The following is a 20,664-nucleotide window of genomic DNA, read 5'->3' on the forward strand; positions in this document are numbered from 1 at the left end:
AAACCGCAACCGACTAAATAAGATCAACCGAATCGATTTGGCGGACTCCCAAAACATGAAGTGCCTCGTAATCTGAATCATGTATTAGCCGCACTGTAAACTATCAGTAGAGTAATAATCTGCTCGATCGCTTAACAGTGCCTAAAGGAGTAGAAAGGAGTACGTCTTGAAGACTAATTCTAGAGAAAGATTTTCTACCGTAAAACAGATTGACCGTTATCCTTACGCCGCTCACCGTCGCGTCGTCATGGGAAATAGAGGAGCAGTCGCAACCAGCCAACCTTTAGCAACGTTAGCTGGAATACAAATGCTATTGACAGGTGGAAACGCGATCGATGCTGCCATTGCAACTGCGATCGCGCTGACTGTCGTTGAACCGACCTCAAACGGAATTGGCTCTGATGCGTTCGCACTGGTTTGGGATGGTCAACTTCACAGCTTAAACGCCTCCGGTCGAAGTCCTCAACATCTTCCAACTCAAAGCTTTCTAGACTTGCCTAAGATGCCGGATTTAGGTTGGGGAACGGTCACTGTTCCGGGTGCAGTATCAGCTTGGAGAGCTTTATCTGAACGTTGGGGCAAACTCCCGTTTGAACAATTGTTTGCACCTGCAATCCGCTATGCAGAAGAAGGCTTTCCCGTCTCTCCTGAAACAGCAAGAGCTTGGAAACGAGTAGAACAGCTTTTTACTCAACTATCAGGAGTAGAATTTCAGCCCTTTCTATCTGTGCTCTTTCCTACAGGTCGCGCTCCTCGTGCAGGAGAAGTTTGGAACAGTCCGAACCATGCGAAAACACTACGATCGATAGCTCAATCAAAGGGCGAATCTTTCTATCGAGGTGAGCTTGCAGATGCGATCGCACAATTTGCAGAACAAACCGGAGGATTTATCGATCGTATTGATCTCGCAAATCATCAATGCAACTGGGTTGATCCAATCTCAACGAACTACCGAGGTGTCACGGTTTGGGAAACTCCACCCAACACACACGGAATTGCTACACTAATTGCACTGAACATTCTAGAAGGCTTTGATCTTTCACAATATCCGCGTGATTCTGTCGAAAGCTTCCACTTGCAAATTGAGGCGATGAAATTAGCATTTGTAGAAGTCGATCGACATATCGGAGATCCACTCTCAATGTTAGTTTCTAACACCGATTTACTCGATAAAGCTTATGCAGCCGAAAGACGACAGTTAATCACTGATACTGCTTTGTCTTCGATTAGCTCAGGACTTCCCAAAGGTGGAACAGTCTATCTAGCAGCAGCAGACCAAGATTTAATGGTGTCCTTCATCCAGTCGAACTATGCTGGCTTTGGTAGTGGCATTCTGATTCCCGGTACAGGCATTGCATTACAGAATCGTGCCAGTGGATTCTCAACTGAAGCAGGACACCCCAATCAAGTAGCACCCGGTAAACGTCCGTATCACACAATTATTCCAGGCTTTCTAAGTCTTGAAAATCAGCCGATCGGTGCTTTTGGCGTGATGGGCGGATTCATGCAACCTCAAGGACATTTACAAATGGTTGTTAATCTCATTGACTATGAAATGAATCCTCAAACTGCTTTAGATGCTCCTCGCTGGCGATGGTCTGCGAACAATCAGGTCTTTCTAGAGCAAACCGTTTCGTCTGATATTGCGATCGCACTTTCCGATCGTCACCACAACATTCAACTCGCAGCAGAACCCAGTGCATTTGGTCGAGGACAAATCATTCTCAAAGACAACAATGTGCTAATTGCAGGCTCAGAATCGAGAGCCGATGGATGTGCGATCGCAGTGTAAGATGATAAAACTAATTCAAATGCACCATGAGCCGCACTCCTTTCGATAGTTTCAGCAAGCAATTCTTAGAAGAGTTACTTTCTCCTCTAGGCGAAGTGCGAATCAATCAGGAAGTTGCAGGAGAATCGCGGTTTATTGACATCCGGTTCATGCCAACTGCTCGATCGTCTACTGAGTTCGCTGCCTTGGGCTTACTTGGAAGAATGTCGAGAACGCAATGCTTGATCGAGCCGTTTCGCAATCCGCCGACCCGCACCGAGGCAAAAAGTTGTCTAACAAAGCTCTTCTTAGTTCAAGCTGACTTACAACGACAGGCAAGACGCGAAGAGCGGCAAATTTCTGATAAAGCGCTTCCTCGACTCTGGATTTTAGCTCCTTCTGCTTCTCCAGCGTTTTTAGGCAAGTTTCCTGCCTATCCTCGACGAGACTGGCTTCCAGGTGTTTATTTCCTGGGTGACATTTTCGACAGTGCCATTATTGCGATCAACGAATTGCCTGTTGTTCCTGAAACGTTATGGATTCGCCTTCTAGGACGTGGACAAACCCAGCGACAAGCTATCATAGAAACATTAGCACTACCAAGCGTCGATCGACAGAGGGATATCGTTCTAGAATTATTATCAAACTGGAAAATTAGTCTAGAAATTAGTCCCGAATTTCAGCAACAGGAGGAACCGGAACTCATGGCACAACTTTCGCAAGCTTATCTGGACTGGAAACAGGAAACCCAACGCCGCGCGATGCGAGAAGGAATTCAAGAAGGAATTCAGCAGGGAATTCAAGAAGGAATTCAGCAGGGAATTCAAGAAGGAATTCAGCAGGGAATTCAAGAAGGAATTCAGCAGGGAATTCAAGAAGGAATTCAGCAGGGAATTCAGCGGGAGCGTCAATCGCTTGTCATTCAATTGCTTGATCGAAAACTCGGAACTCTGTCAGCGTCCACGCGCGATCGCATTACCCCTCTCAGTTCGGATCAACTCGAAGCTCTGGCGATCGCATTACTCGATTTCCATACCGTTGAAAATCTCGAAACCTGGTTGAATAATGCGATCGAACAATCTTAAGCGACATTGTTGCGCCAATAGTTGTAAGCATCTGCCAGTTTTTCATCGTAGCGATTCACACGGTAGCTTTCTCCGTTGTATCGCAGTGCGAATCCTGCCCAATCGCGGTTGATTAGGAATCGATCGAGTCGATTGGTTTTGATGAAATTGAACATTGCCGCTAATTGTTTTCCTTCACTTTCGTGCATATCTCGCACAAAAGATTCAACATCCCGATAGCCCGCAGCAGGGTGATTAAAGCCCATAATCTGACCTAGACCCCAAGAGGCAGATTTCAACGCTGCTTCCCGATTTAAGTTTACGGCTCGGTAGATTCGATCCCATTCGCCCGCACCGCCGATGTAAAGAGCACGATTCCAAACAGCGCTGGAAATATCATTGTTGCTATTGTCAAACCGCCCGTCAGTGAACTCTGAAAACCAGTGTGCTTCAAATAAAATTTTCGGTCTGCCATCGCGTAGGAACCCTGATCCGGCTGCCTCGACATCAACAACCGCTCGAACCGCCGCCACTTCACAACCAATCGATCGAGCAACCGTCTGAAAATCCTGAGAAGTCAGTGATCGCGGCGGGCGAACCACCGAAATCCGAGGAATCGCAGGCTCTAACAACATTAATGCTGCAAGCGGCGAAAGCTCATTTGAGTTAAACCCGTAAGCTCTCGAAAATGCAACATATCCAGATTGAGTGCGACCGCCCCAGAGTCCATCGATCGGTCCTGGATTGTGTCCCATTGCATCCAGTCCTTGCTGAATTTGACGAGTCAAACGCTGATCGGCTGAGATTCGATCCATTTGCCAGGTGAAAACATCCGCTGAAATTGGGCGTAATCCTGTTGGGATGGTTTGCGTCGGTGAAGCGAATCGAGGTCCAGTTGGAGCAGGGGTCGGGGCTGGCGTGGGAGTCGGAGATGGGGTCGGCGTTGAAGTTGCAGGGGGGCGCGGTGTAGGGGTCGGCGTTGAAGTTGTAGGGGGTTGGAGAATGGCTGGATTGGTTGGAGTTGGGGTGGGAGTGGGGCGAGGGGCGGGAGTGGGAGTTGCGGGACGAGGTTGAATCCCTAGCAATACTTGGGCTGTACGGGGGCTTATTTCGTTTGCTTTGAGTTGATTGCGGGTGATAAATGCAGTGAAGGCGCTTTGAGTGCGGTTGCCCCAGATACCATCGATCGGACCCGGTTGAAATCCTAAAGTGGTTAATCGTTGTTGAAGTTCTCTGACTAGGCTTTGATTATTCCGAGCGGTGGTTAAGGAGACGATCGCAGTTCCCGAAGCAATGGTATTGAGGTTCATAAGATTTCACCCATGCGCTAATAGCACTCTAGATTGTAGGCACGTTTCTCTTCTTTTCTTTAGAAGATTCTACGTATTTTCCAGAATTGCTAAATAAATTGTTACGGTGCTGTTCGGAAGGGATTCTCTATTCTCTCGGTTTACTGACTAAAATTCGCCAGGTTACAAAGACGGTCGCGGCAACAAAGCTCCAGAATACGACTGCATCTTGCCAGTTTTGCAAAAATCCAACGTGATCGTTCATCTGATGTTCCACCTTCTGCGCCAACTTGAGGTTGATTCTACCTTGCTCGATCGCTGTTCTTGTTCATGTCGTTCTAAAATTTCCTCGGCTGAATCGTGGAGTGTACGATCGCGATAAGGGATCGCCGCACGAGTGTTTAAATGCTCTTGTTCCATTTGCGATAAAGGATGCAAGGTTTCAGAGTTCCAAGCCGCGATCGTACCTTGCGCCCAATCATGCGGTAGATGAAGTTCTCCGAGCGGGATTGTTCCGATTTGTAGTCCTGCTTCGATCAATGCTGTGCGAACCGATGCCGATCGAGAATAAGTTGCAAGTTTGCCATCCGGTGCAAGACGTTGAGCAACAAGCTTAAAAAATTCAACTGTCCAAAGCTGAGGACAACGACGCGGTGAGAACGGATCGAAAAAGATAGCATCTGCTTGAAAGTGATTCAACTGTTGAATTGTTTGTCTCGCATCTCCGGTCATCAGTTGTGCTTTGAGATGATCGTCTTGATAGAAATGCTGTTTAGCAAGTGATTCTAGAACAGTTTGAACATTAGTTGACCAATGTTGTAGAAGTGGTGCGGCTCCGATTGGAACGGTTGGATCAAGCTCTAAACCATAGATATCGATGTTGCAGATTGGATTGACTTTTCGGATCACCTCGATCGCTGCTGCGGTGTTATATCCCAATCCATAGCAAACATCGAGTAGTTTAATTTCAGATTGTTTTGCTCTTTGCTCCAGGTCGATCGCATCTGAGAATTTCTGAAAGGCTTCTGTTTTCGCGCCTTGATAGCTATGAAAAGCTTCGCCAAATTCTTCAGAAAAAAACGTATAAGACCCATCCTGAGTCAACTGTGGAATCCAATCTGTCATACATACTTTTTAACGCTTGCTTTATTCTAGAAGTAGCGTTGGCAAAGATAGAACTGTGTTTAAGGTTGTAACTCGTGAGGTCGATCGAGAATTCGATCGCTGGATTGATGCTCTCGAATTTGCGAAATCCCTGATGCCTCAGTGCAAATGGTTTCAGGACGTGCGGATTTTCGAGAAAGGAAATTTAGTTTGGGTTTATAGTCGATCGCATAAATTTCCGCAGTTTGTGGGCGCAGGAGTATACGATCGACTCGCAAAACGTTTCTTGCTCGAAACAGCCGTAGAAGAAGGCTTAATCGACATGAACGAGGAACCCACAGAAGAGTAAGTTCCTCCGATTATTACCGAGTATGAGGCGATTGGTAGTAAATCTTTGATCCTTTGTCTGCCACAAAATGACAAGCAAAATAGGACTTAAAGAAGCTCTTCCAAATCGGCTCATTCGACTTCCGATAATACGCACCCAGTACAGGCTTAATCGCTTCTGTCGCTTCTCTCAAACGATAGTGCGGCATATTCGAGAAAATATGGTGTGCAACGTGCGTTCCAATGTCGTGGTGAATCGGATTAAAGACTCCATAATCACGATCGATAGTAGACAATGCACCTTTAAGGAAGTACCAATCTTCACCCCGATACCAAGGAATATCATCTTCGGTATGGTGCAAGAACGTCACCAAATCTAACCAAATCACGAACACAACATAACCACCGAGATAGTACTTGAGCAAAAACAGAAATCCAAATTGAACTGTCAATGCTGCAAGAAACCCAATCATTGCCAACCAGCAAACGGTACTTACAATGATGTCATTGCGCTCAGAGGGCTTAAACAAGGGGCTACTCGGCATAAAGTGAGAGCCTTGTTTACCCGGCGATCGACGAAACAGATACAGCGGATAAGCAATCAGCGGCAGATAGAACCGCATCAGCTTTTCCAAAAATCCCATTCCTGCATACTGCGCTTCTGTCACCGGATACCAGCTTTCATCGGTTTCGATGTTCCCTGTATTCGCGTGGTGCGTCCGATGGCTAATTCTCCAACCATGAAACGGAACCAAAATCGGCGAATGCGACAAATGACCAATCAAATTATTCAACCATTTGTGCTTAGAAAATGAACCATGTCCGCAGTCATGTCCAACCACAAACAAAGCCCAGAACATTGTGCCCTGAGCAAACCAGAAAATCGGAAAAAATAACCAAGAATCAAGATAAGCAGCGATCGCAATTAGTCCTGCAATGATGCTGATATCGAGAAAGAAATAAAAGAGCGATCGAGCGGTTGAAGGTTCAAAACAGCGATCGGGAATTGCCGATCGCACATCTTTGAGCGTAAAGGGTAGCTCCTCACGGGTATAAACGTCTGTAGCCGGGACAGACGGATTCGGGTAAACTTGCACGTAATTCTTTCAGCGAAACGATATGTAGCTCGGTCATTTTACCGTTTCGTCGCTGCAAATGTAACAGTGTGTTTCGCAAATGAAAATCATTGCTTAGATTCACCCTCTATAGTTGAAAGGTAGATGTAATGAAACGCCGATGAATTTCTACACAATGGTCTTGAAACGGAGTTCAGAGTATTGGGTCGCACTTTGCCTCGAAAATGGAATTGTTGGGCAAGGTGAGACGCAAAATCAAGCGATCGACAGACTGAAAGAAGCGATCGATTCCTTTCAATCTGTCTACGAAACTGAACCCAATATCTATCTTTCACCTGTTCCAATCCAGGAATTGCATGAGTTTTTAGCGGTGGAAACCGACGAGCCGACAACTGAAAGCTACGAGTTACGGGCGGTTTATGCCTAAAAACATTCCGTCACTCAAGCCAAAACAGTTAATTAAAATTTTGGAGCGTTCAGGTTGCGCTTTTCATCGCGAAGGCAAGGGTGATCATCGGCTTTTTGCTCGTGAGTTTGAAGAAGAAACTAGAATTGTCCCAATTGACATGGGAGCGAAAGAAATGTCCCCCGCTTATGTTCTGAGAATCTTCAGACAGTTTGGCTTTACAGATGAGGAGATTGAAGAAATGATTCGTTAGTCTCACGATCAAAGACAACAATAAATTCTCGCCTTGGCATCATCTGTCGCAATACTCGTAGATGTCCATCAGCATCAGTACGAGAGCGAAACCGTCCAACAATGACGCGCTGCATATTGGGGAGAAGACAAACGATCGCCCAATTTGTAAGAAAGCGTTCTCGATACGATCGCACACGATCATCCGCCGCAGAATCATCAAACTCAGCGTTGTATGGCATGATTTATTTACCTCAATTTGGGGTGACGCGATCGAGATCTCTTGGCAGGGTTAGCGATCGCGCATCAACTTCTAATTCACTTAAATAGCTTATCAGGCTACGAGTGATGATTCAAGGTTCAACCCAAAGAAAGTTTGGAAACCTTATTTTTGAGCAGTATGGATTTGTGGGAAAGATTCGTTGGCGATTAAGAGTGGTCATGGCAGATCGAAAAATGACCAATAAAACACTGGCTCAAATCATGAGGATGAACCCAGTGAGTATTTCAAAATTGAAGAATGCGGATGATATGCCAGCGATCGGTGGTGAAACGCTTGCAAAACTTTGTGATGCGCTGAATTGCACGCCTGCGGACTTGATTCAATATGTACCGGATGCCGAGGAGTGAATTACGGTTCAGTGGGCAGCGATCGCGTTTCATGACAAATCGATTTCATCACCTGTAACAATTGCTCTGCTTGATCGGGATAGAGCATATTAAACGGCGGAAACACCGTATAAGTCGGCGGCTCACCCTGTTCAATCCGCACAAACTGATAATTCAATCCATTCGTTGTCAATCCCCAAACTGCTTGCTGTTGTTCAAGCCCAGTATACGCATAAGTCAAAAGCTGCGGCAGACCCTCTGAAGCCTCAAGACTGCTATTTTTCGCCTCAACAATCAACACCCAAAACACATTCACTTCCTGCTGATTTTGTACTCGTTTCGCAGCAAGAATATCCATCCGTCCTTTAATCAGTGTGTCTTCGTCTTCTACTTCAATATTGGCAATTCCGACTTCTAGGCTAATTTTGATTCTTGGCGCATGAAAGCCAGAAAGCCACATCAGCGGCGACAAAAATAAATACTGAATTTGCCCTTCAAGAATCTTGCCTTCCGCGTAATAAGTAAGAAAATTTTCTCGAATTTGGGCTAGGCTTTGACGCTCTGACGCTGTGAGATCGTCCAATACAAGCAATGATGCCAAACCTTGACCCACTTGAAGTCTTAATTTCAGCAATTGGTGAACTTGTTTTAGGGTGAGATTACTTGCATCGATCGCGAATGTCATGATTCAGCCTCAATCTATCTTCAAATCATATCGCACGAAAAAACCGGAAGAATCTTACAATCCTCCCGGCTTTGATTGAGTTCGCTAATTGAAATTAGTAGGTTTCAACGTGCCAGCGACCCGCTTTTTTCATCGCGCTACGGAACTCTTTCCATTCCACACCTTCTTTTGCCGCTTCTGCACCCAGAGCCGCGTCAATGCCGTCTTCCATGCCTTTCAGACCGCAAATATAGGTGTGAGTCTTTTCATCCTTCATCATCTTGTACAATTCAGCCGCGTTTTCAGCTACACGGTCTTGAATGTACATTCTGCCTCCATCCTTGTTCTTCTGCTCACGGCTGATCGCATACGTGAGACGGAAGTTCTCCGGATACTTGCTTTGGATCTCTTCAAGTTCTTCCTTGTAGAGAATGTTGGCAGAAGTCGGAATTCCGAAGATCAACCAGGAGAAACCGTTGAACTGATATTCAGGGTTTGCTGCTTTCTCGTTGTCCTTGAATTGTCTCCACAGGTAAGCCCGCATCGGCGCAATCCCGGTTCCGGTTGCCATCATGATCACGTTGCGATCGGTTTCTTCCGGTAAGAGCATTTCTTTTCCGGTCGGACCTGTGATTTTCACCTCTGTGCCCGGTTCCAGATGGCACAGATGAGTTGAGCAAACACCGTAAACCGTTTCACCCGTTTCGGGATGTTTGTACTCTAGCTGACGAACACAGAGCGAGACTGTTTTATCATCCACATCATCGCCGTGGCGAGTGGACGCGATCGAATAAAGACGCAGTTTCTCTGGCTTCCCATTCTTGTCAGTTCCTGGCGGAATAATCCCGATACTTTGACCTTCTACGTAAGTCAAATCGCTGCCAGAGATATCAAATTTGATGTGTCGAACAGTGCCGATGCCGCCTTCGCCGACCAATTCATCGTTGGAAACGCACTTTCCGACCAATGGATTGTTGGGCTTGTAAATGTTGACTAAAACATCTGCATGTTTTTTGACCTTAGCTTGTGTCATGGGCTTAGATTCTGGTGGGTTCGCAGTAGCATTGTCCTGCTTTACAGCAGGTGCTTTCTGTTCAACAGTAACGTTTCCAGACCCATTGCCGTTTGCCTCTAAAGGCTGAATGCTGACAATCTTGCCACCCAAGCGAGTGATTCGCTGCATGAACTCATTCATGCGGCTATAGGGGACATTGATAAACGTGCTGCCACTTTGCCGAATCGGGTAATTCTGTTGATCGGTTGATTCGTTTTGGCGCAATCCGACCACTTCATACCGGAAGACGCGGCTCCCAGATGGGGTGTTCGCAGCACCCGACGCGCTGGAATAATACATCGCTCTGTTATTTCTCCGACCTAAATGAACTTAAAACTGTGCTGCAAGTTGCCCGTTTATTGACATACCTCCTCGTCCTAAAGGAGCGAGGAATCCTTGACGCTTCACAGCAACTAACCTCCGAAGAGGTCTTACAGTCGCTCCACGTCCGTTTAGAGTCTCCCAATGCCCTATGGCGACTTTTCTGTTTAGTCCACAAGCAAAAATACTTGTTTGCCTCCAGGGTCGGAACCTACCGTTGCCCCTTTTGCTTCCCCTATTTCTGATCGCAACTCTGACAGGACTTTCAACCTTGTTATTTGTTTCGGAGTATCTTAAATCCGGGCGGGTCAGTGACCATCTAGATATTAACATGCGGGCAAGCCGTGCTTCTAGCACGGGGTTTTAGACCCATTCTTCTGATAAATATGCAACGTTTGGGGATCGATCGCAAATCTACTAAAGCGATTTTCTGGTTCTGAGAAGCCAAAACAACCTCCGTTCTTACTTTACAGAGGGTTTGAGGGGATCGGTCGATTCAAATGTGAAGCTGAAATTAATTCTTTCGATCCGCCACAGTACAGATGTACAAAGGTTTAATAATTTTTTTAGCTCTTGTACGTGGGATCGCGATTTGGTAGAATCCCCTTAGCTGATAGTACTAAATACTTACGCTATGTCTTAAGCCTTAACTTGCGACAGGATGTTTTTTTGCGGCTTCATGCGGCAAGATTCTGTGGCTCGAACGGGTTAGAGCGATCGATGATTTTGTCGATCGAAAAAGCGAATTTCGATACAGCCTTGACTCTCCTGGCTGACCCAAAAAACCGTCGTTGACTTTTTGTTTTTAGAGGAAACTTATGACCAGTAAGCCAGACCGCGTGGTTCTGATTGGCGTTGCCGGAGACTCCGGATGCGGAAAATCCACGTTTCTGCGCCGAATCACAGATCTGTTTGGGGAAGATTTCGTCACTGTAATCTGCCTGGATGATTACCACAGTCTGGATCGGAAACAGCGCAAGGAAACGGGCATCACCGCACTCAATCCGAAGGCGAACAATTTCGACCTGATGTATGAGCAAATCAAAGCGCTCAAGAATGGAGAAACGATCGATAAGCCGATTTATAACCACGAAACCGGAATGATCGATCCGCCCGAAAAGGTGGAACCGAATCACATCATCGTGATCGAAGGCTTACACCCGCTTTATGATCAGCGTGTTCGCGAGTTGATCGATTTCAGCGTTTATCTCGACATCAGCGATGAAGTCAAGATCGCCTGGAAGATTCAGCGTGATATGGCAGAACGCGGTCACAGCTACGAAGATGTGCTGGCGCAAATCAATTCGCGTAAACCGGACTTTGATGCGTACATCGATCCGCAAAAAGAGTTCGCGGATGTGGTGATCCAAGTGTTGCCGACGCAGTTAATCAAGGATGATAAAGAGCGGAAAGTGCTGCGCGTTCAGATGATTCAACGCGATGGCATCGAAGGTTACGATCCGGTTTATCTCTTCGATGAGGGATCAACGATCGATTGGACTCCTTGTGGTCGGAAGCTCACCTGTTCGTATCCGGGAATCAGAATGCACTATGGACCGGATGTTTACTACAAACACGGTGTTTCGGTACTCGAAGTCGATGGTCAATTCGACAAGCTCGAAGAAGTGATCTACATCGAGCAGCATTTGAGCAAAACTTCAGCGAAATATAACGGTGAAGTGACCGAACTATTGCTGCAACACCGCGAGTATCCAGGTTCTAACAATGGGACGGGCTTGTTCCAAGTGTTGACGGGTCTGAAAATGCGGGCGACTTATGAGCGCTTGACGAATAAAGTGAGCGCAACCAAGATTCCTGCAAACGTCTAGATCCGAATTGTCAAGGATTGAAGGGAGGCGATCGTGCCTCCTTTTTTAATCAATTGGCAGAACTAATCGATCGTATTAATTCTGCTTGGGATCAACCGATATTAGCGACCCCCGTTTCACTTATAATGATTCCTTAAGAATCAGCCATTTAATATACTGCACAAAGCCCCTGAGTAAATTCTTCCGGTGGTTCGCAAGCTGTAAATCTGTAAACTTGTTGAGGTGATGACGCAATGGCAACCAGCCGTGGAAATCCGTCCAGTCGTAGGGCAAATAATCGACGCACTGCTGCCAAGGTGACAGAAACACCAGAGAGCGCAACTCCAACAGTGACAGAACCAACAGCGGAAGAATCTACAGCGGAAGAATCTACAGCGGAAGAACCAACAGCGGAAGAATCTACAGCGGAAGTTCTGACTCAAGAAGCTCCAACTCAAGAAGCTTCAACTTCAGAAGCCAGCGAACCCGAAGTCGCTCATGCACCTGAACCGCTGCCCGTTTTAAAAGCAAAACAGCCTGATCCCGTTTCAGAACCTGACCCTCCCACCGTATCCACAGAATCAACCCCAGAGGAATCTCCTATGAGTCATTCAGAAGTGCTCGAAGCAACGGCAACTCCCGCAGAAGGCGAAGGAAACGCGATCGAGATCCGCAGCGATGTTCCGAGCCTCTCGATCTGGAATCGTCCCGTGATGCCGAGCGATGTTGAATTTGTTGGCTCAATCACGTCATCCGGTGAGCGTCCCATCGAAGCAAGCCATCTCGAAGTCTTTGGAACTATCCTCAACGGTCGTCCAATTCTGGCAAGCGATTTAAAAGTGGCAGAAATGCTGCCTGGAAATCGTCCTATCTTCTACAGCGATTTTCACCCTGTATCTGCATTGACTCTGGCAGGCGATCGACCCGTAATGGCAAGCGCAGCGGGATTAATGCACGCTGAGAAACTTCCAGGAGATCGACCCATTTTCTCGAACGACATTGATGATCCTGCAACGCTGATGGGTTTCATCGACTAATCGCGGATTCGATATTCGTTGAGAAACCCTGCTCTGAAGATCAAAGCAGGGTTTTCGATTTGCAAGATTAATATTTTTCGGATTTCACAGCCTGAAAGACACGACGCACCCCGTTTGCGCCCATCAATGCGATCGCTGTGAAAGGTGAAAACGCGAAAGGGACAGGAACAGCCGTAGCACTCAGACGTAGACCGGGAGTAATGGTGGGTTGATTGAATGAATACTGGGTGAATTGGGAGCCAGCAGCAGAACCTTGCTGAATGCCAACGGTTGCACTCGCTCCATTCAATGCTGATCCACTGCTTGCGTTTCCGGTCTGTCCATAGACAATCTCGAAGTTATTTGATCCCTCAAAGAAGCGCACTTCAAAGTTAAGCGTTTGAAGTGCAGTCTCGGTACTGTGACGACCTCGCCACTCGATCGCAAAAATTTGATTGCCTGCTGTGCCAGAAGTCGAGGTATAAATGCCCCCGCCCGTGGTGTTCAGGTTAAGATTATCCCAGTACGGCATTACAACAACGACGTTTGAACCGAAGGTCGTGGCTAGAAGTCCTGTATTGCTCGAAGCGATCGACCCACCTGTGGAAACGAACTGAATATTGCCTTCGGTGCTCACGCGAATCGTTGAGTTCGCGGCAACAGGATTGCTGTAAATCGAGAAATTAAAAGGAACCGTGACGGATACAACTTCATTTGTGTCATTAGACCCTGCAACAAGGGTTCCAGCCGGATCGACGGTTGCACCCGACGAAGCCGAAAAGGTATAGAGTGCATTTGCAGGAGCAGCGATCGCGAGAATCGAAGCTGTGGAAATTAGGCAGGCTAGATTTTTCATTAAGTGGCAGTGAATGAGGTGATTTTGAGCCTTTTGTTAGAACACTACACTTTAGCCAAAGTATCAATAAAAACATCGGTGGTTTCTCGATCGTGCTGAATCGGTGCAGTCCTGATTTTTGTCGCCTGCTCATGCAAAGAAGCGTTTATCATGGTCTAGATGTCCCCAATCTCTTCAATTCCCATGACTGCGACTCTCCCAACTCAATACAACGCTGCGACCACTGAAGCGAAATGGCAAAAGTTTTGGGAGGAGAATCAGGTCTTTAAGGCTGATCCCAGTCAATCTGGTGAGCCATACTGTGTGGTGATTCCGCCGCCCAATGTCACCGGAAGTTTGCACATGGGTCATGCGTTTGAGAGTTCGCTGATCGATGTGTTGATTCGGTATCAGCGAATGTTGGGTAAAAATACGCTGTGGTTGCCAGGAACGGATCACGCCAGTATTGCAGTTCAGACGATTTTGGATCGGCAACTGAAAGCGGAAGGGAAAACCCGCGATGATTTGGGACGGGAACAGTTTTTAGAACGCGCTTGGAAATGGAAAGCGGAATCGGGCGGCACGATCGTCAATCAACTCCGACGATTAGGCGTGTCGGTGGATTGGTCGCGTGAACGGTTCACGATGGATGAAGGACTGTCTGCTGCGGTGTTAGATGCCTTTGTCAAATTGCACGATGAAGGACTGATTTATCGCGGCAATTATTTGGTGAACTGGTGTCCAGCGAGTCAATCCGCTGTGTCCGACCTGGAAGTTGAAAATAAAGAAGTTGACGGGAATCTGTGGTATTTCAAATATCCGATCGCGGAAGGGGAAGGTGAGTTAGTGGTCGCCACGACTCGACCGGAGACGATGCTAGGCGACACGGCGGTTGCGGTAAATCCGAATGACGATCGCTACAAACATTTAATCGGTAAAACCCTTTTATTGCCGCTGGTTTATCGCGAAATTCCGATAATCGGAGACGATCACGTTGATCCGAGTTTTGGAACAGGTTGCGTCAAAGTCACACCCGCGCACGATTTGAACGATTTTGAGATGGGGCAACGTCATAAATTGCCGTCGATCAATGTGATGAACAAAGACGGCACGATGAACGAGAACGCTGGAGAATTCCAAGGGCAGGATCGTTTTGTGGCGCGGAAAAATGTCGTTAAACGGTTGGAGGAAGAAGGCTGTCTGGTGAAGATTGAGCCTTACAAACATACTGTGCCGTATAGCGATCGCGGAAAAGTCCCGATCGAGCCGCTTCTTTCAACTCAATGGTTTGTCAAAATTAAACCGCTTTCTGATTTCGCACTTGCTTCTTTAGATGATCAAGCTTCTCCGCGATTCGTACCGGAACGCTGGACGAAAGTGTATCGCGATTGGCTCGTGAGTTTGAAAGACTGGTGTATCTCACGCCAATTGTGGTGGGGACATCAGATCCCAGCTTGGTATGCGATCAGTGAGACGAACGGCGAGATCACGGATTACACGCCGTTTATTGTGGCGCGATCGCAAGAGGAAGCGCAGAAAAAAGCGATCGAGCAATTCGGCGAAAATGTTCAAATCGAGCAAGATCCGGACGTTCTCGATACTTGGTTCTCTTCGGGATTGTGGCCCTTTTCAACGCTCGGTTGGTCGGATACCGAAGCCGAAGATTACAAGCGCTACTATCCGACTGCAACGCTCGTGACCGGATTCGACATTATCTTTTTCTGGGTTGCTCGGATGACGATGATGGCAGGACACTTTACCGGACAAATGCCGTTCAAAGATGTCTACATTCACGGGCTGGTGAGGGATGAGAACAATAAAAAGATGTCGAAATCAGCCAATAACGGAATCGACCCGCTGATTTTGATTGATAAATATGGAACCGATGCGCTGAGATATACCTTAGTGCGGGAAGTGACTGGAGCGGGTCAGGACATTCGGATGGCATACGATCGTAAAACTGACGAGTCCGAAACTGTTGAAGCCTCGCGCAATTTCACCAACAAACTCTGGAATGCGTCGCGGTTTGTGATGTTGAATCTGGACGGGAAAACGCCGAAACAATTGGGTCAGCCTGAGAATTTGGAATTAAGCGATCGCTGGATTCTTTCCAAGTTCAATCGACTCGCTCAAGATGTGAGAAATAATCTCGACAACTACGGATTCGGTGAAGCTTCAAAAAGCCTCTACGAATTCATTTGGGGTGATTTCTGCGATCAATACATTGAGCTAGTCAAATCGCGTCTGCAAGATCCCAATGCTCCGACTCGTCTCGCGGCTCAGCAAACTCTCGCTCATGTGCTGGAAGGAACGCTTAAACTTCTACACCCTTTCATGCCGCATATTACTGAAGAGATTTGGCACACGCTGACACAAACTCCTGAAACCGATCGCAACGCTCTAGCACTCCAACGCTATCCGGTTTCTGATGCAAACTTGATCGATCCGAAGCTAGAGCAACAGTTTGAACTCATTCTCAACTCGATTCGGACGATTCGGAATCTGAGAGCGAGTGCCGAAATCAAACCCGGTGCAAGAATCACGGTCGCGCTCTCGACTGAGGACGAGCAAGAGAAGCAAACTCTGGTTCGAGGTCAGTCTTATATTAAGGACATGGCGCGAGTTGAAACCTTGTCGATCGCTGGAACAACTCAAACTCCCGCGCTGAAATCTTCGATCGATGCTGATGCACCAATCTTAGTTACGGCTCTCGATACCGTTGGAACCTTCATCAATAAACATCAGAAGATTCTCCTCTCGCTTCTGCTCATTGGCGCGATTCTGTTTGCCCTCCATGTCGCTTCTGCTGCACTCGAAACGGTTCACGAAGTTCCATTACTCGCACCGCTGCTCGAAATTGTAGGAATCGGCTATACAGTTTGGTTTACGAAAACGCGACTGTGGGGAACGAGCGATCGACAAACTTTCTTCAAGCAGGTGAATCAATTCAAGACCGAAGTGATTGGAGAACCGAAACCACCCGCACTCGCTCCTGTTCAATCTGAGCCGATCGATGATGCTCAAACGATCGTCGGTGTTACTGGAACCGTTAGAATCTCGATTCCGTTGGCAGGCTTGATCGATCTTGAAGCGCTGAAAGCTAAGACCGAACGGGACTTGAAGAAAGTCGAAGCGGAGATTCAATCGCTCAGTGGTCGATTGAATAATCCGAAATTTGTCGATAAAGCGCCGCCTGAAGTCGTGCAATCGACGCGGGATGCCCTGTCTGAAGCAGAGAAGCAGGCAGAAATTCTCAGAGCCAAGCTCGATCGCCTATAAGTTTATCAATTCTTAATTTTTCTATCAGAGATGCTGAATTTTGGCATCTCTTTTTTGTGATTCTGTGAGGGACACACCTCAATGATTCCGATAGAAAACGAAGAGGCTATACTGTCTTGATAGGTACGTACAATGGGCGCAACCGGAAAAAACCCCGAAACCGTTCCACACCGTACCGATCAGGTCAGTGTATCTACGGGCGATAGAACAGGGATACAACGATATATGTTGTCAAAACTCCTAGACAGAATATCAAAGCTGTCTTAATAAATGCCCCTGATCATCGTTCCTACCGAGACGACATCGAGAGAAAACATTAATGCTGCACTTGGCGCAAGTTCAAAAAAAAGGCTATCTAGGCAAGGCAGGATTGCGCTTACTGGCTGCTCAAAAGTCAGAGCACGTTTGGACGAAACTTCCTGAAGAAGAAACGGTGCTTTCGGCTGAGGCGAGTGCTTACAGCGATGGCTTACTCGTGTTGGTTGAAATTTCTAGCAGCAATCAAATTTTGGATATTCGAGAAGCGAAAGATTGGGTGATGGACTTGATACAGCAGTATCTCAGCTATGGAATTTCGCCGAGTTCGTTGCAGCAGGAAATTGAACGGGCGGAACAGTGGCGGCAGTCAAATACGCTTGAGAGTCAAGAACTGGCAAGAAGGACGATCGAGCTTGAGGCACGACGCGAACAAATTCAAGAACTCGAAGAAGAACTGAAAAGCGAGAAGAAACAGCTAGAGATTCTGATGTCGCAAGTGAAGTCGCAGAATCAGGATTAACATCAGAGGGCGCTTGAGAATTATAAAAAGCCGCTTTGCTTCGTTGCCAGTTCGCCCGGAAATGAATCTCCGGGCTGATAGAGGAAACCCCGCTGAAGCGGGCTAGGAGCGCAATCCGGAGTTCTTAGCCCAGTTTAGTGGGCTTCCCCGATTAGCCCGGAGATTCATTTCCGGGCGGGTGAATGCGATAAACGATCACTTCTCAAACACTCTCTAAGAAATCACTCAATCTTGCATTTTCCAAATTCCTGCCAGCAGCGTCCAGCCCATCAGATTGATTCGGGCATCGAACAATGGCACATCGAGAAAGCTGAACAGCGTACAAGCAAAGAACGCGATCGAGAAGGTGAAATAGATGTGCTGATTTTGCGGCTGTAATTTGTGCCAAGTGAACACACCCTGAGCCAGAATCCAACCCACTAATCCGTACAGGATCAACGTTGCAGGCAACCCCGTTTCAGACGACAGCATGAAAAAGAGATTGTGCGGGTGTCCCATCCAAAGCTGCATTTGTTCGGTGTACAGTTTAGAAAAGCTGCGTAATCCCCAGCCTGTGAACGGTCGTTGTTCGGTCATCGACCAGGCAAATCTCCACTGAGTCGATCGCAGTTGATTCACAGGTCGATCGAGAAACATTTGATCGTTTAACCGCGCCCAGAAAAATCGCGGCACAATCACTCGAAGTGGCGAGGCAATGGGTTCTGGGGCAAATGCGGCTCCTAACATTAAGACCGCGATCGCGCTCACTCCTGCAACAATTTTTTTCCAGCCGTGATAGAGCGCAAATGCTAAACATGCAAGCAGTGAAATCGCCCAAACGTTTCGAGAATTGGTGAGAATAAGCGCGATCGCATTCAGGAAAAAAATTACGCCTAGAATCCGCTGACGTTTCTCAATCCATAAGCCCAGATTGAGAATGAACACGATCGCGTAATAGCTGGCTAATACATTTGCATAAGTGAACACCGAAGACATTCGCCCCAACGGTTCACCTCCAGGCGCGATCGTCCATTCGATCAAGCCCCACAGAATCGAAGGCGATCCCCCAACGTTAAGAAATAACTGTATTAATCCGATCAGCGTTACTGGGATCGAAGTGAGTACCCAGATCCAAGCGATTTGTGTCAACTGTTTGGGAGATCGAATCAGTTCGCTTAATCCTGCAAACGCAACGAAAAACGGCAGAAAATTGAATAAACCGAGAAAGGCGTTTGAGCGATCGATCGCAAATCCTGCTGCCACAATCATGATCAATGCCAAAACCGCAAATCCTTGATTCACAGGTTTGCGACTCAAGCTAGAAAATCTTTTCCGCCAGACCTCTAGAGCCGCTACCAAGACTGGAGTACAGCCGAGAAATGCACTAAATGGCAGCAAAAATAATCCAATTTGAACTAGAAGCCAAGGGCGTTGTAGAGCGGGATCAGGATGAGAGCGCAGCGTTTTCATCTAAGCGGGTGTTTGAAAAGTAATCGTTCATCCCATCAGCCGCCCCTCGAATGGAATTCTACCGTGTATGCACAAGTCGTTTTTGCTTTGGTTGAATCGGCTTCAGCCCTCTAGATCCCCCAAATTTGGGGGACTTTGAAGATAGAAAACGCTTTGGGATTCTAGAAATTTCTCTGGCTCAAAGTCCCCCAGAATGGGGGATTTAGGGGGCACGATCTGACCACAACGAAGTGCAAGAGACTTACTGTATACACAGTAGCGAATAGAATTCGGGGCTATCAGAACAAAGTCTGTTAAAACAGACTGGAAAGCTTTGCTATGGCACGCTCACGTCCCGGTGGCTCGGACTCGTTAGATAAGCGTAGGCGGACTAACAGCCAGTTTCTTAACGCGCAACGGTGGGATTTTTACTAGCCTAATTGATTCACGATCCTCAGTAGCTATCTTCTCCTGGAATTTTGAGAGGATCGGAGTCGGGGTTGAGTAGTGTAAGCGAAGCATCTCGAATCGCTTGCCAGTGTTGCAGCAGTTCCTCACCTTGCCAGTCAGATGTGATGTAGGTTCTGACAGCTTCATCGAGTTCTTGTGCTGTTTGTAGCACTTGAAGCACCGGAGCAACGATCGCAGTATCCATACAAACCTCCAAAGGATGCGATTTGCCTCCAATTCTACTGATTTAACGAAAATTGGAGTAAAAATCGCGACAATTTCTTCAACTTATTTACACTTCCATGCAGTTGGTAATGAAAATTGATAAACATCGCTCAGAACTTGAATCCAACCTTCGACCAGTGCCGTGAGAATACGATCGCCTTTTTCCTTAGTTGCTGTTGTAGGATCGCCTAAAACCCCGCTGCTACTTAGATCACGAGTCATCCAAGCAAACGGCAGCGCACCTTCCATACTTAAAACTCCCGCTTGCGGTTCACCGAGTGGATACTCCGCCTTTGCCCGTTCCATCTTTACGTGATCGGGCAGAATCGAAAGGAGCAAACTTGTCTCAACATCTCCCGCATGGATACCGAGTTCGAGTTCTTTTGGCGTGAATAGTTCTTGTGCGATCGCGCCAACAGTCGGAACTTTCCAAGTAAACAGCGGAAAGATTGCGAAATCCTCGTATTGTTGGTGCAAGTCTCGTGCAGCAATTTCAAGAATCTGAGGCTGTCCGCCGTGAGAATTCATGAATACAAGTTTGCGAAATCCAGCCCGATAGAGGCTTTCCGCAACTTCCATCAAAACCGCTAACAATGTTCGAGTGCTGAGTGTGATAGTTCCAGGAAAGTGCCAATGTTCGTTTGATTTGCCGTAGTACAAAGGTGGCAAAGAATAGGCTGGAATGTTCGCATCAAGTCGATCGAGTGCTTTACCCAAAACAGCAACACTGATGGCGGAATCGACTGCTAAAGGTAAATGTGCGCCATGTTGTTCGATCGCGCCAATCGGCTGCACAATCACAACGTTTTCTTTATCAGGCATCGATTCGATATCTGTCCAACTGAGGTAGGGAAAATAGCGATCGCTGGGAATAAAGCCGTGCATCATAGCTTCTTCAATCTGATAGGGTTGACTTCAAATCTTAAGGT

The 20,664-nt window shown here is 47.1% G+C and carries 21 protein-coding genes; 11 read left to right on the plus strand and 10 right to left on the minus strand.

The genetic code is table 11. The annotated features are described in order from the left end of the window. Positions 1 to 166 precede the first annotated feature (166 nt). Both ACQ4M5_RS15230 and ACQ4M5_RS15235 read left to right on the plus strand, forming a co-directional pair. Complete coding sequence (locus ACQ4M5_RS15230; RefSeq protein WP_430676487.1) at positions 167 to 1,792, plus strand: gamma-glutamyltransferase family protein; 1,626 nt, start codon at positions 167 to 169, stop codon at positions 1,790 to 1,792. Between the two features lie 26 nt (positions 1,793 to 1,818). Further along, positions 1,819 to 2,856 (plus strand): DUF4351 domain-containing protein, encoded by a 1,038-nt coding sequence (locus ACQ4M5_RS15235; protein WP_430676488.1) that lies wholly within the window; start codon positions 1,819 to 1,821, stop codon positions 2,854 to 2,856. Here the strand turns inward: ACQ4M5_RS15235 and ACQ4M5_RS15240 are convergent. Continuing rightward, positions 2,853 to 4,145 carry an N-acetylmuramidase domain-containing protein gene (locus tag ACQ4M5_RS15240; RefSeq protein ID WP_430676489.1) on the minus strand — a complete coding sequence of 431 codons (1,293 nt, stop codon included), beginning with the start codon at positions 4,143 to 4,145 and terminating at the stop codon, positions 2,853 to 2,855. The two genes, ACQ4M5_RS15235 and ACQ4M5_RS15240, sit on opposite strands and share 4 nt — an antisense overlap. 240 nt (positions 4,146 to 4,385) lie before the next feature. Then, a complete protein-coding gene (locus ACQ4M5_RS15245) occupies positions 4,386 to 5,249 on the minus strand; it encodes a tRNA (5-methylaminomethyl-2-thiouridine)(34)-methyltransferase MnmD (protein WP_430676490.1) in 864 nt (287 codons plus the stop codon). A gap of 55 nt (positions 5,250 to 5,304) precedes the next feature. Here ACQ4M5_RS15245 and ACQ4M5_RS15250 point away from each other — a divergent pair, with 55 nt between their 5' ends. Continuing rightward, on the plus strand, positions 5,305 to 5,577 hold the full coding sequence (locus tag ACQ4M5_RS15250; RefSeq protein WP_430676491.1) for a hypothetical protein: 273 nt from the start codon (positions 5,305 to 5,307) through the stop codon (positions 5,575 to 5,577). Positions 5,578 to 5,590: 13 nt separating this feature from the next. Here the strand turns inward: ACQ4M5_RS15250 and ACQ4M5_RS15255 are convergent, their stop codons facing one another. Further along, a complete protein-coding gene (locus ACQ4M5_RS15255) occupies positions 5,591 to 6,652 on the minus strand; it encodes a fatty acid desaturase (RefSeq protein WP_430676492.1) in 1,062 nt (353 codons plus the stop codon). Between the two features lie 139 nt (positions 6,653 to 6,791). Here ACQ4M5_RS15255 and ACQ4M5_RS15260 point away from each other — a divergent pair, with 139 nt between their 5' ends. Together ACQ4M5_RS15260 and ACQ4M5_RS15265 are read left to right on the plus strand one after the other, a co-directional pair. Further along, positions 6,792 to 7,058 (plus strand): type II toxin-antitoxin system HicB family antitoxin, encoded by a 267-nt coding sequence (locus tag ACQ4M5_RS15260; protein WP_430676493.1) that lies wholly within the window; start codon positions 6,792 to 6,794, stop codon positions 7,056 to 7,058. Next, entirely contained in the window at positions 7,051 to 7,290 is a 240-nt protein-coding gene (locus ACQ4M5_RS15265) for a type II toxin-antitoxin system HicA family toxin (protein WP_430676494.1), read from the plus strand. Before ACQ4M5_RS15260 ends, ACQ4M5_RS15265 begins: the two co-directional genes overlap by 8 nt. Here the strand turns inward: ACQ4M5_RS15265 and ACQ4M5_RS15270 are convergent. Then, positions 7,256 to 7,510: a hypothetical protein gene (locus ACQ4M5_RS15270; protein WP_430676495.1), complete on the minus strand. Its 255-nt coding sequence runs from the start codon at positions 7,508 to 7,510 to the stop codon at positions 7,256 to 7,258. The genes ACQ4M5_RS15265 and ACQ4M5_RS15270 overlap by 35 nt on opposite strands. 106 nt (positions 7,511 to 7,616) lie before the next feature. On the opposite strand from ACQ4M5_RS15270, the gene ACQ4M5_RS15275 reads away from it, so the two are divergent. Then, a complete protein-coding gene (locus tag ACQ4M5_RS15275; protein ID WP_430676496.1) occupies positions 7,617 to 7,898 on the plus strand; it encodes a helix-turn-helix domain-containing protein in 282 nt (93 codons plus the stop codon). Position 7,899: 1 nt separating this feature from the next. Here ACQ4M5_RS15275 and ACQ4M5_RS15280 read toward each other — a convergent pair whose 3' ends face one another. Together ACQ4M5_RS15280 and petH are read right to left on the minus strand one after the other, a co-directional pair. Beyond that, the gene (locus tag ACQ4M5_RS15280) at positions 7,900 to 8,562 is read right to left on the minus strand and encodes a hypothetical protein (RefSeq protein WP_430676497.1); all 663 of its coding nucleotides are present in this window, start codon (positions 8,560 to 8,562) and stop codon (positions 7,900 to 7,902) included. 94 nt (positions 8,563 to 8,656) lie between these two features. After that, positions 8,657 to 9,895 carry a ferredoxin--NADP reductase gene (gene petH / locus ACQ4M5_RS15285; protein WP_430676498.1) on the minus strand — a complete coding sequence of 413 codons (1,239 nt, stop codon included), beginning with the start codon at positions 9,893 to 9,895 and terminating at the stop codon, positions 8,657 to 8,659. Positions 9,896 to 10,567: 672 nt separating this feature from the next. Here petH and ACQ4M5_RS15290 point away from each other — a divergent pair. The 3 genes from ACQ4M5_RS15290 to ACQ4M5_RS15300 all read left to right on the plus strand — a co-directional run bounded on the left by ACQ4M5_RS15290 (position 10,568) and on the right by ACQ4M5_RS15300 (position 12,761). Beyond that, a complete protein-coding gene (locus ACQ4M5_RS15290; protein WP_430676499.1) occupies positions 10,568 to 10,711 on the plus strand; it encodes a hypothetical protein in 144 nt (47 codons plus the stop codon). Positions 10,712 to 10,734: 23 nt separating this feature from the next. After that, entirely contained in the window at positions 10,735 to 11,745 is a 1,011-nt protein-coding gene (locus ACQ4M5_RS15295; protein ID WP_430676500.1) for a phosphoribulokinase, read from the plus strand. 233 nt (positions 11,746 to 11,978) lie between these two features. Then, the gene (locus ACQ4M5_RS15300) at positions 11,979 to 12,761 is read left to right on the plus strand and encodes a hypothetical protein (protein ID WP_430676501.1); all 783 of its coding nucleotides are present in this window, start codon (positions 11,979 to 11,981) and stop codon (positions 12,759 to 12,761) included. A 67-nt stretch (positions 12,762 to 12,828) separates the two neighbouring features. Here the strand turns inward: ACQ4M5_RS15300 and ACQ4M5_RS15305 are convergent, their stop codons facing one another. Beyond that, entirely contained in the window at positions 12,829 to 13,596 is a 768-nt protein-coding gene (locus ACQ4M5_RS15305; RefSeq protein WP_430676502.1) for a hypothetical protein, read from the minus strand. Positions 13,597 to 13,779: 183 nt separating this feature from the next. On the opposite strand from ACQ4M5_RS15305, the gene ACQ4M5_RS15310 reads away from it, so the two are divergent. Then, entirely contained in the window at positions 13,780 to 16,854 is a 3,075-nt protein-coding gene (locus ACQ4M5_RS15310) for a valine--tRNA ligase (RefSeq protein WP_430676503.1), read from the plus strand. A gap of 319 nt (positions 16,855 to 17,173) precedes the next feature. Beyond that, the gene (locus tag ACQ4M5_RS15315; protein ID WP_430676504.1) at positions 17,174 to 17,632 is read left to right on the plus strand and encodes a hypothetical protein; all 459 of its coding nucleotides are present in this window, start codon (positions 17,174 to 17,176) and stop codon (positions 17,630 to 17,632) included. A gap of 225 nt (positions 17,633 to 17,857) precedes the next feature. On the opposite strand, the gene ACQ4M5_RS15320 is transcribed toward ACQ4M5_RS15315, so the two are convergent. From ACQ4M5_RS15320 to ACQ4M5_RS15330, 3 genes are all read right to left on the minus strand, one after another. Further along, positions 17,858 to 19,081 carry an O-antigen ligase family protein gene (locus ACQ4M5_RS15320; protein ID WP_430676505.1) on the minus strand — a complete coding sequence of 408 codons (1,224 nt, stop codon included), beginning with the start codon at positions 19,079 to 19,081 and terminating at the stop codon, positions 17,858 to 17,860. A 433-nt stretch (positions 19,082 to 19,514) separates the two neighbouring features. Next, the gene (locus tag ACQ4M5_RS15325; protein WP_430676506.1) at positions 19,515 to 19,715 is read right to left on the minus strand and encodes a hypothetical protein; all 201 of its coding nucleotides are present in this window, start codon (positions 19,713 to 19,715) and stop codon (positions 19,515 to 19,517) included. Positions 19,716 to 19,798: 83 nt separating this feature from the next. Further along, positions 19,799 to 20,623, minus strand: a complete 825-nt coding sequence (locus ACQ4M5_RS15330) for a creatininase family protein (protein WP_430676507.1) — start codon at positions 20,621 to 20,623, stop codon at positions 19,799 to 19,801. Positions 20,624 to 20,664 lie beyond the last annotated feature (41 nt).

The organism is Leptolyngbya sp. AN10 (genome assembly GCF_050565645.1).
GTDB lineage: Bacteria > Cyanobacteriota > Cyanobacteriia > Leptolyngbyales > Leptolyngbyaceae > Leptolyngbya.

Excerpts from the sequence above, each read along its gene's own strand:
- ACQ4M5_RS15245 (WP_430676490.1), bottom strand. The coding sequence starts at position 5,249 with ATGACAGATTGGATTCCACAGTTGACTCAGGATGGGTCTTATACGTTT.
- ACQ4M5_RS15240 (WP_430676489.1), bottom strand. The coding sequence starts at position 4,145 with ATGAACCTCAATACCATTGCTTCGGGAACTGCGATCGTCTCCTTAACC.
- ACQ4M5_RS15325 (WP_430676506.1), bottom strand. The coding sequence starts at position 19,715 with ATGGATACTGCGATCGTTGCTCCGGTGCTTCAAGTGCTACAAACAGCA.
- ACQ4M5_RS15305 (WP_430676502.1), bottom strand. The coding sequence starts at position 13,596 with ATGAAAAATCTAGCCTGCCTAATTTCCACAGCTTCGATTCTCGCGATC.
- ACQ4M5_RS15270 (WP_430676495.1), bottom strand. The coding sequence starts at position 7,510 with ATGCCATACAACGCTGAGTTTGATGATTCTGCGGCGGATGATCGTGTG.
- ACQ4M5_RS15310 (WP_430676503.1), top strand. The coding sequence starts at position 13,780 with ATGACTGCGACTCTCCCAACTCAATACAACGCTGCGACCACTGAAGCG.
- ACQ4M5_RS15265 (WP_430676494.1), top strand. The coding sequence starts at position 7,051 with ATGCCTAAAAACATTCCGTCACTCAAGCCAAAACAGTTAATTAAAATT.
- ACQ4M5_RS15260 (WP_430676493.1), top strand. The coding sequence starts at position 6,792 with ATGAATTTCTACACAATGGTCTTGAAACGGAGTTCAGAGTATTGGGTC.
- ACQ4M5_RS15320 (WP_430676505.1), bottom strand. The coding sequence starts at position 19,081 with ATGAAAACGCTGCGCTCTCATCCTGATCCCGCTCTACAACGCCCTTGG.
- ACQ4M5_RS15315 (WP_430676504.1), top strand. The coding sequence starts at position 17,174 with ATGCTGCACTTGGCGCAAGTTCAAAAAAAAGGCTATCTAGGCAAGGCA.
- ACQ4M5_RS15300 (WP_430676501.1), top strand. The coding sequence starts at position 11,979 with ATGGCAACCAGCCGTGGAAATCCGTCCAGTCGTAGGGCAAATAATCGA.
- ACQ4M5_RS15280 (WP_430676497.1), bottom strand. The coding sequence starts at position 8,562 with ATGACATTCGCGATCGATGCAAGTAATCTCACCCTAAAACAAGTTCAC.
- ACQ4M5_RS15295 (WP_430676500.1), top strand. The coding sequence starts at position 10,735 with ATGACCAGTAAGCCAGACCGCGTGGTTCTGATTGGCGTTGCCGGAGAC.
- ACQ4M5_RS15235 (WP_430676488.1), top strand. The coding sequence starts at position 1,819 with ATGAGCCGCACTCCTTTCGATAGTTTCAGCAAGCAATTCTTAGAAGAG.
- ACQ4M5_RS15330 (WP_430676507.1), bottom strand. The coding sequence starts at position 20,623 with ATGATGCACGGCTTTATTCCCAGCGATCGCTATTTTCCCTACCTCAGT.
- petH (WP_430676498.1), bottom strand. The coding sequence starts at position 9,895 with ATGTATTATTCCAGCGCGTCGGGTGCTGCGAACACCCCATCTGGGAGC.
- ACQ4M5_RS15275 (WP_430676496.1), top strand. The coding sequence starts at position 7,617 with ATGATTCAAGGTTCAACCCAAAGAAAGTTTGGAAACCTTATTTTTGAG.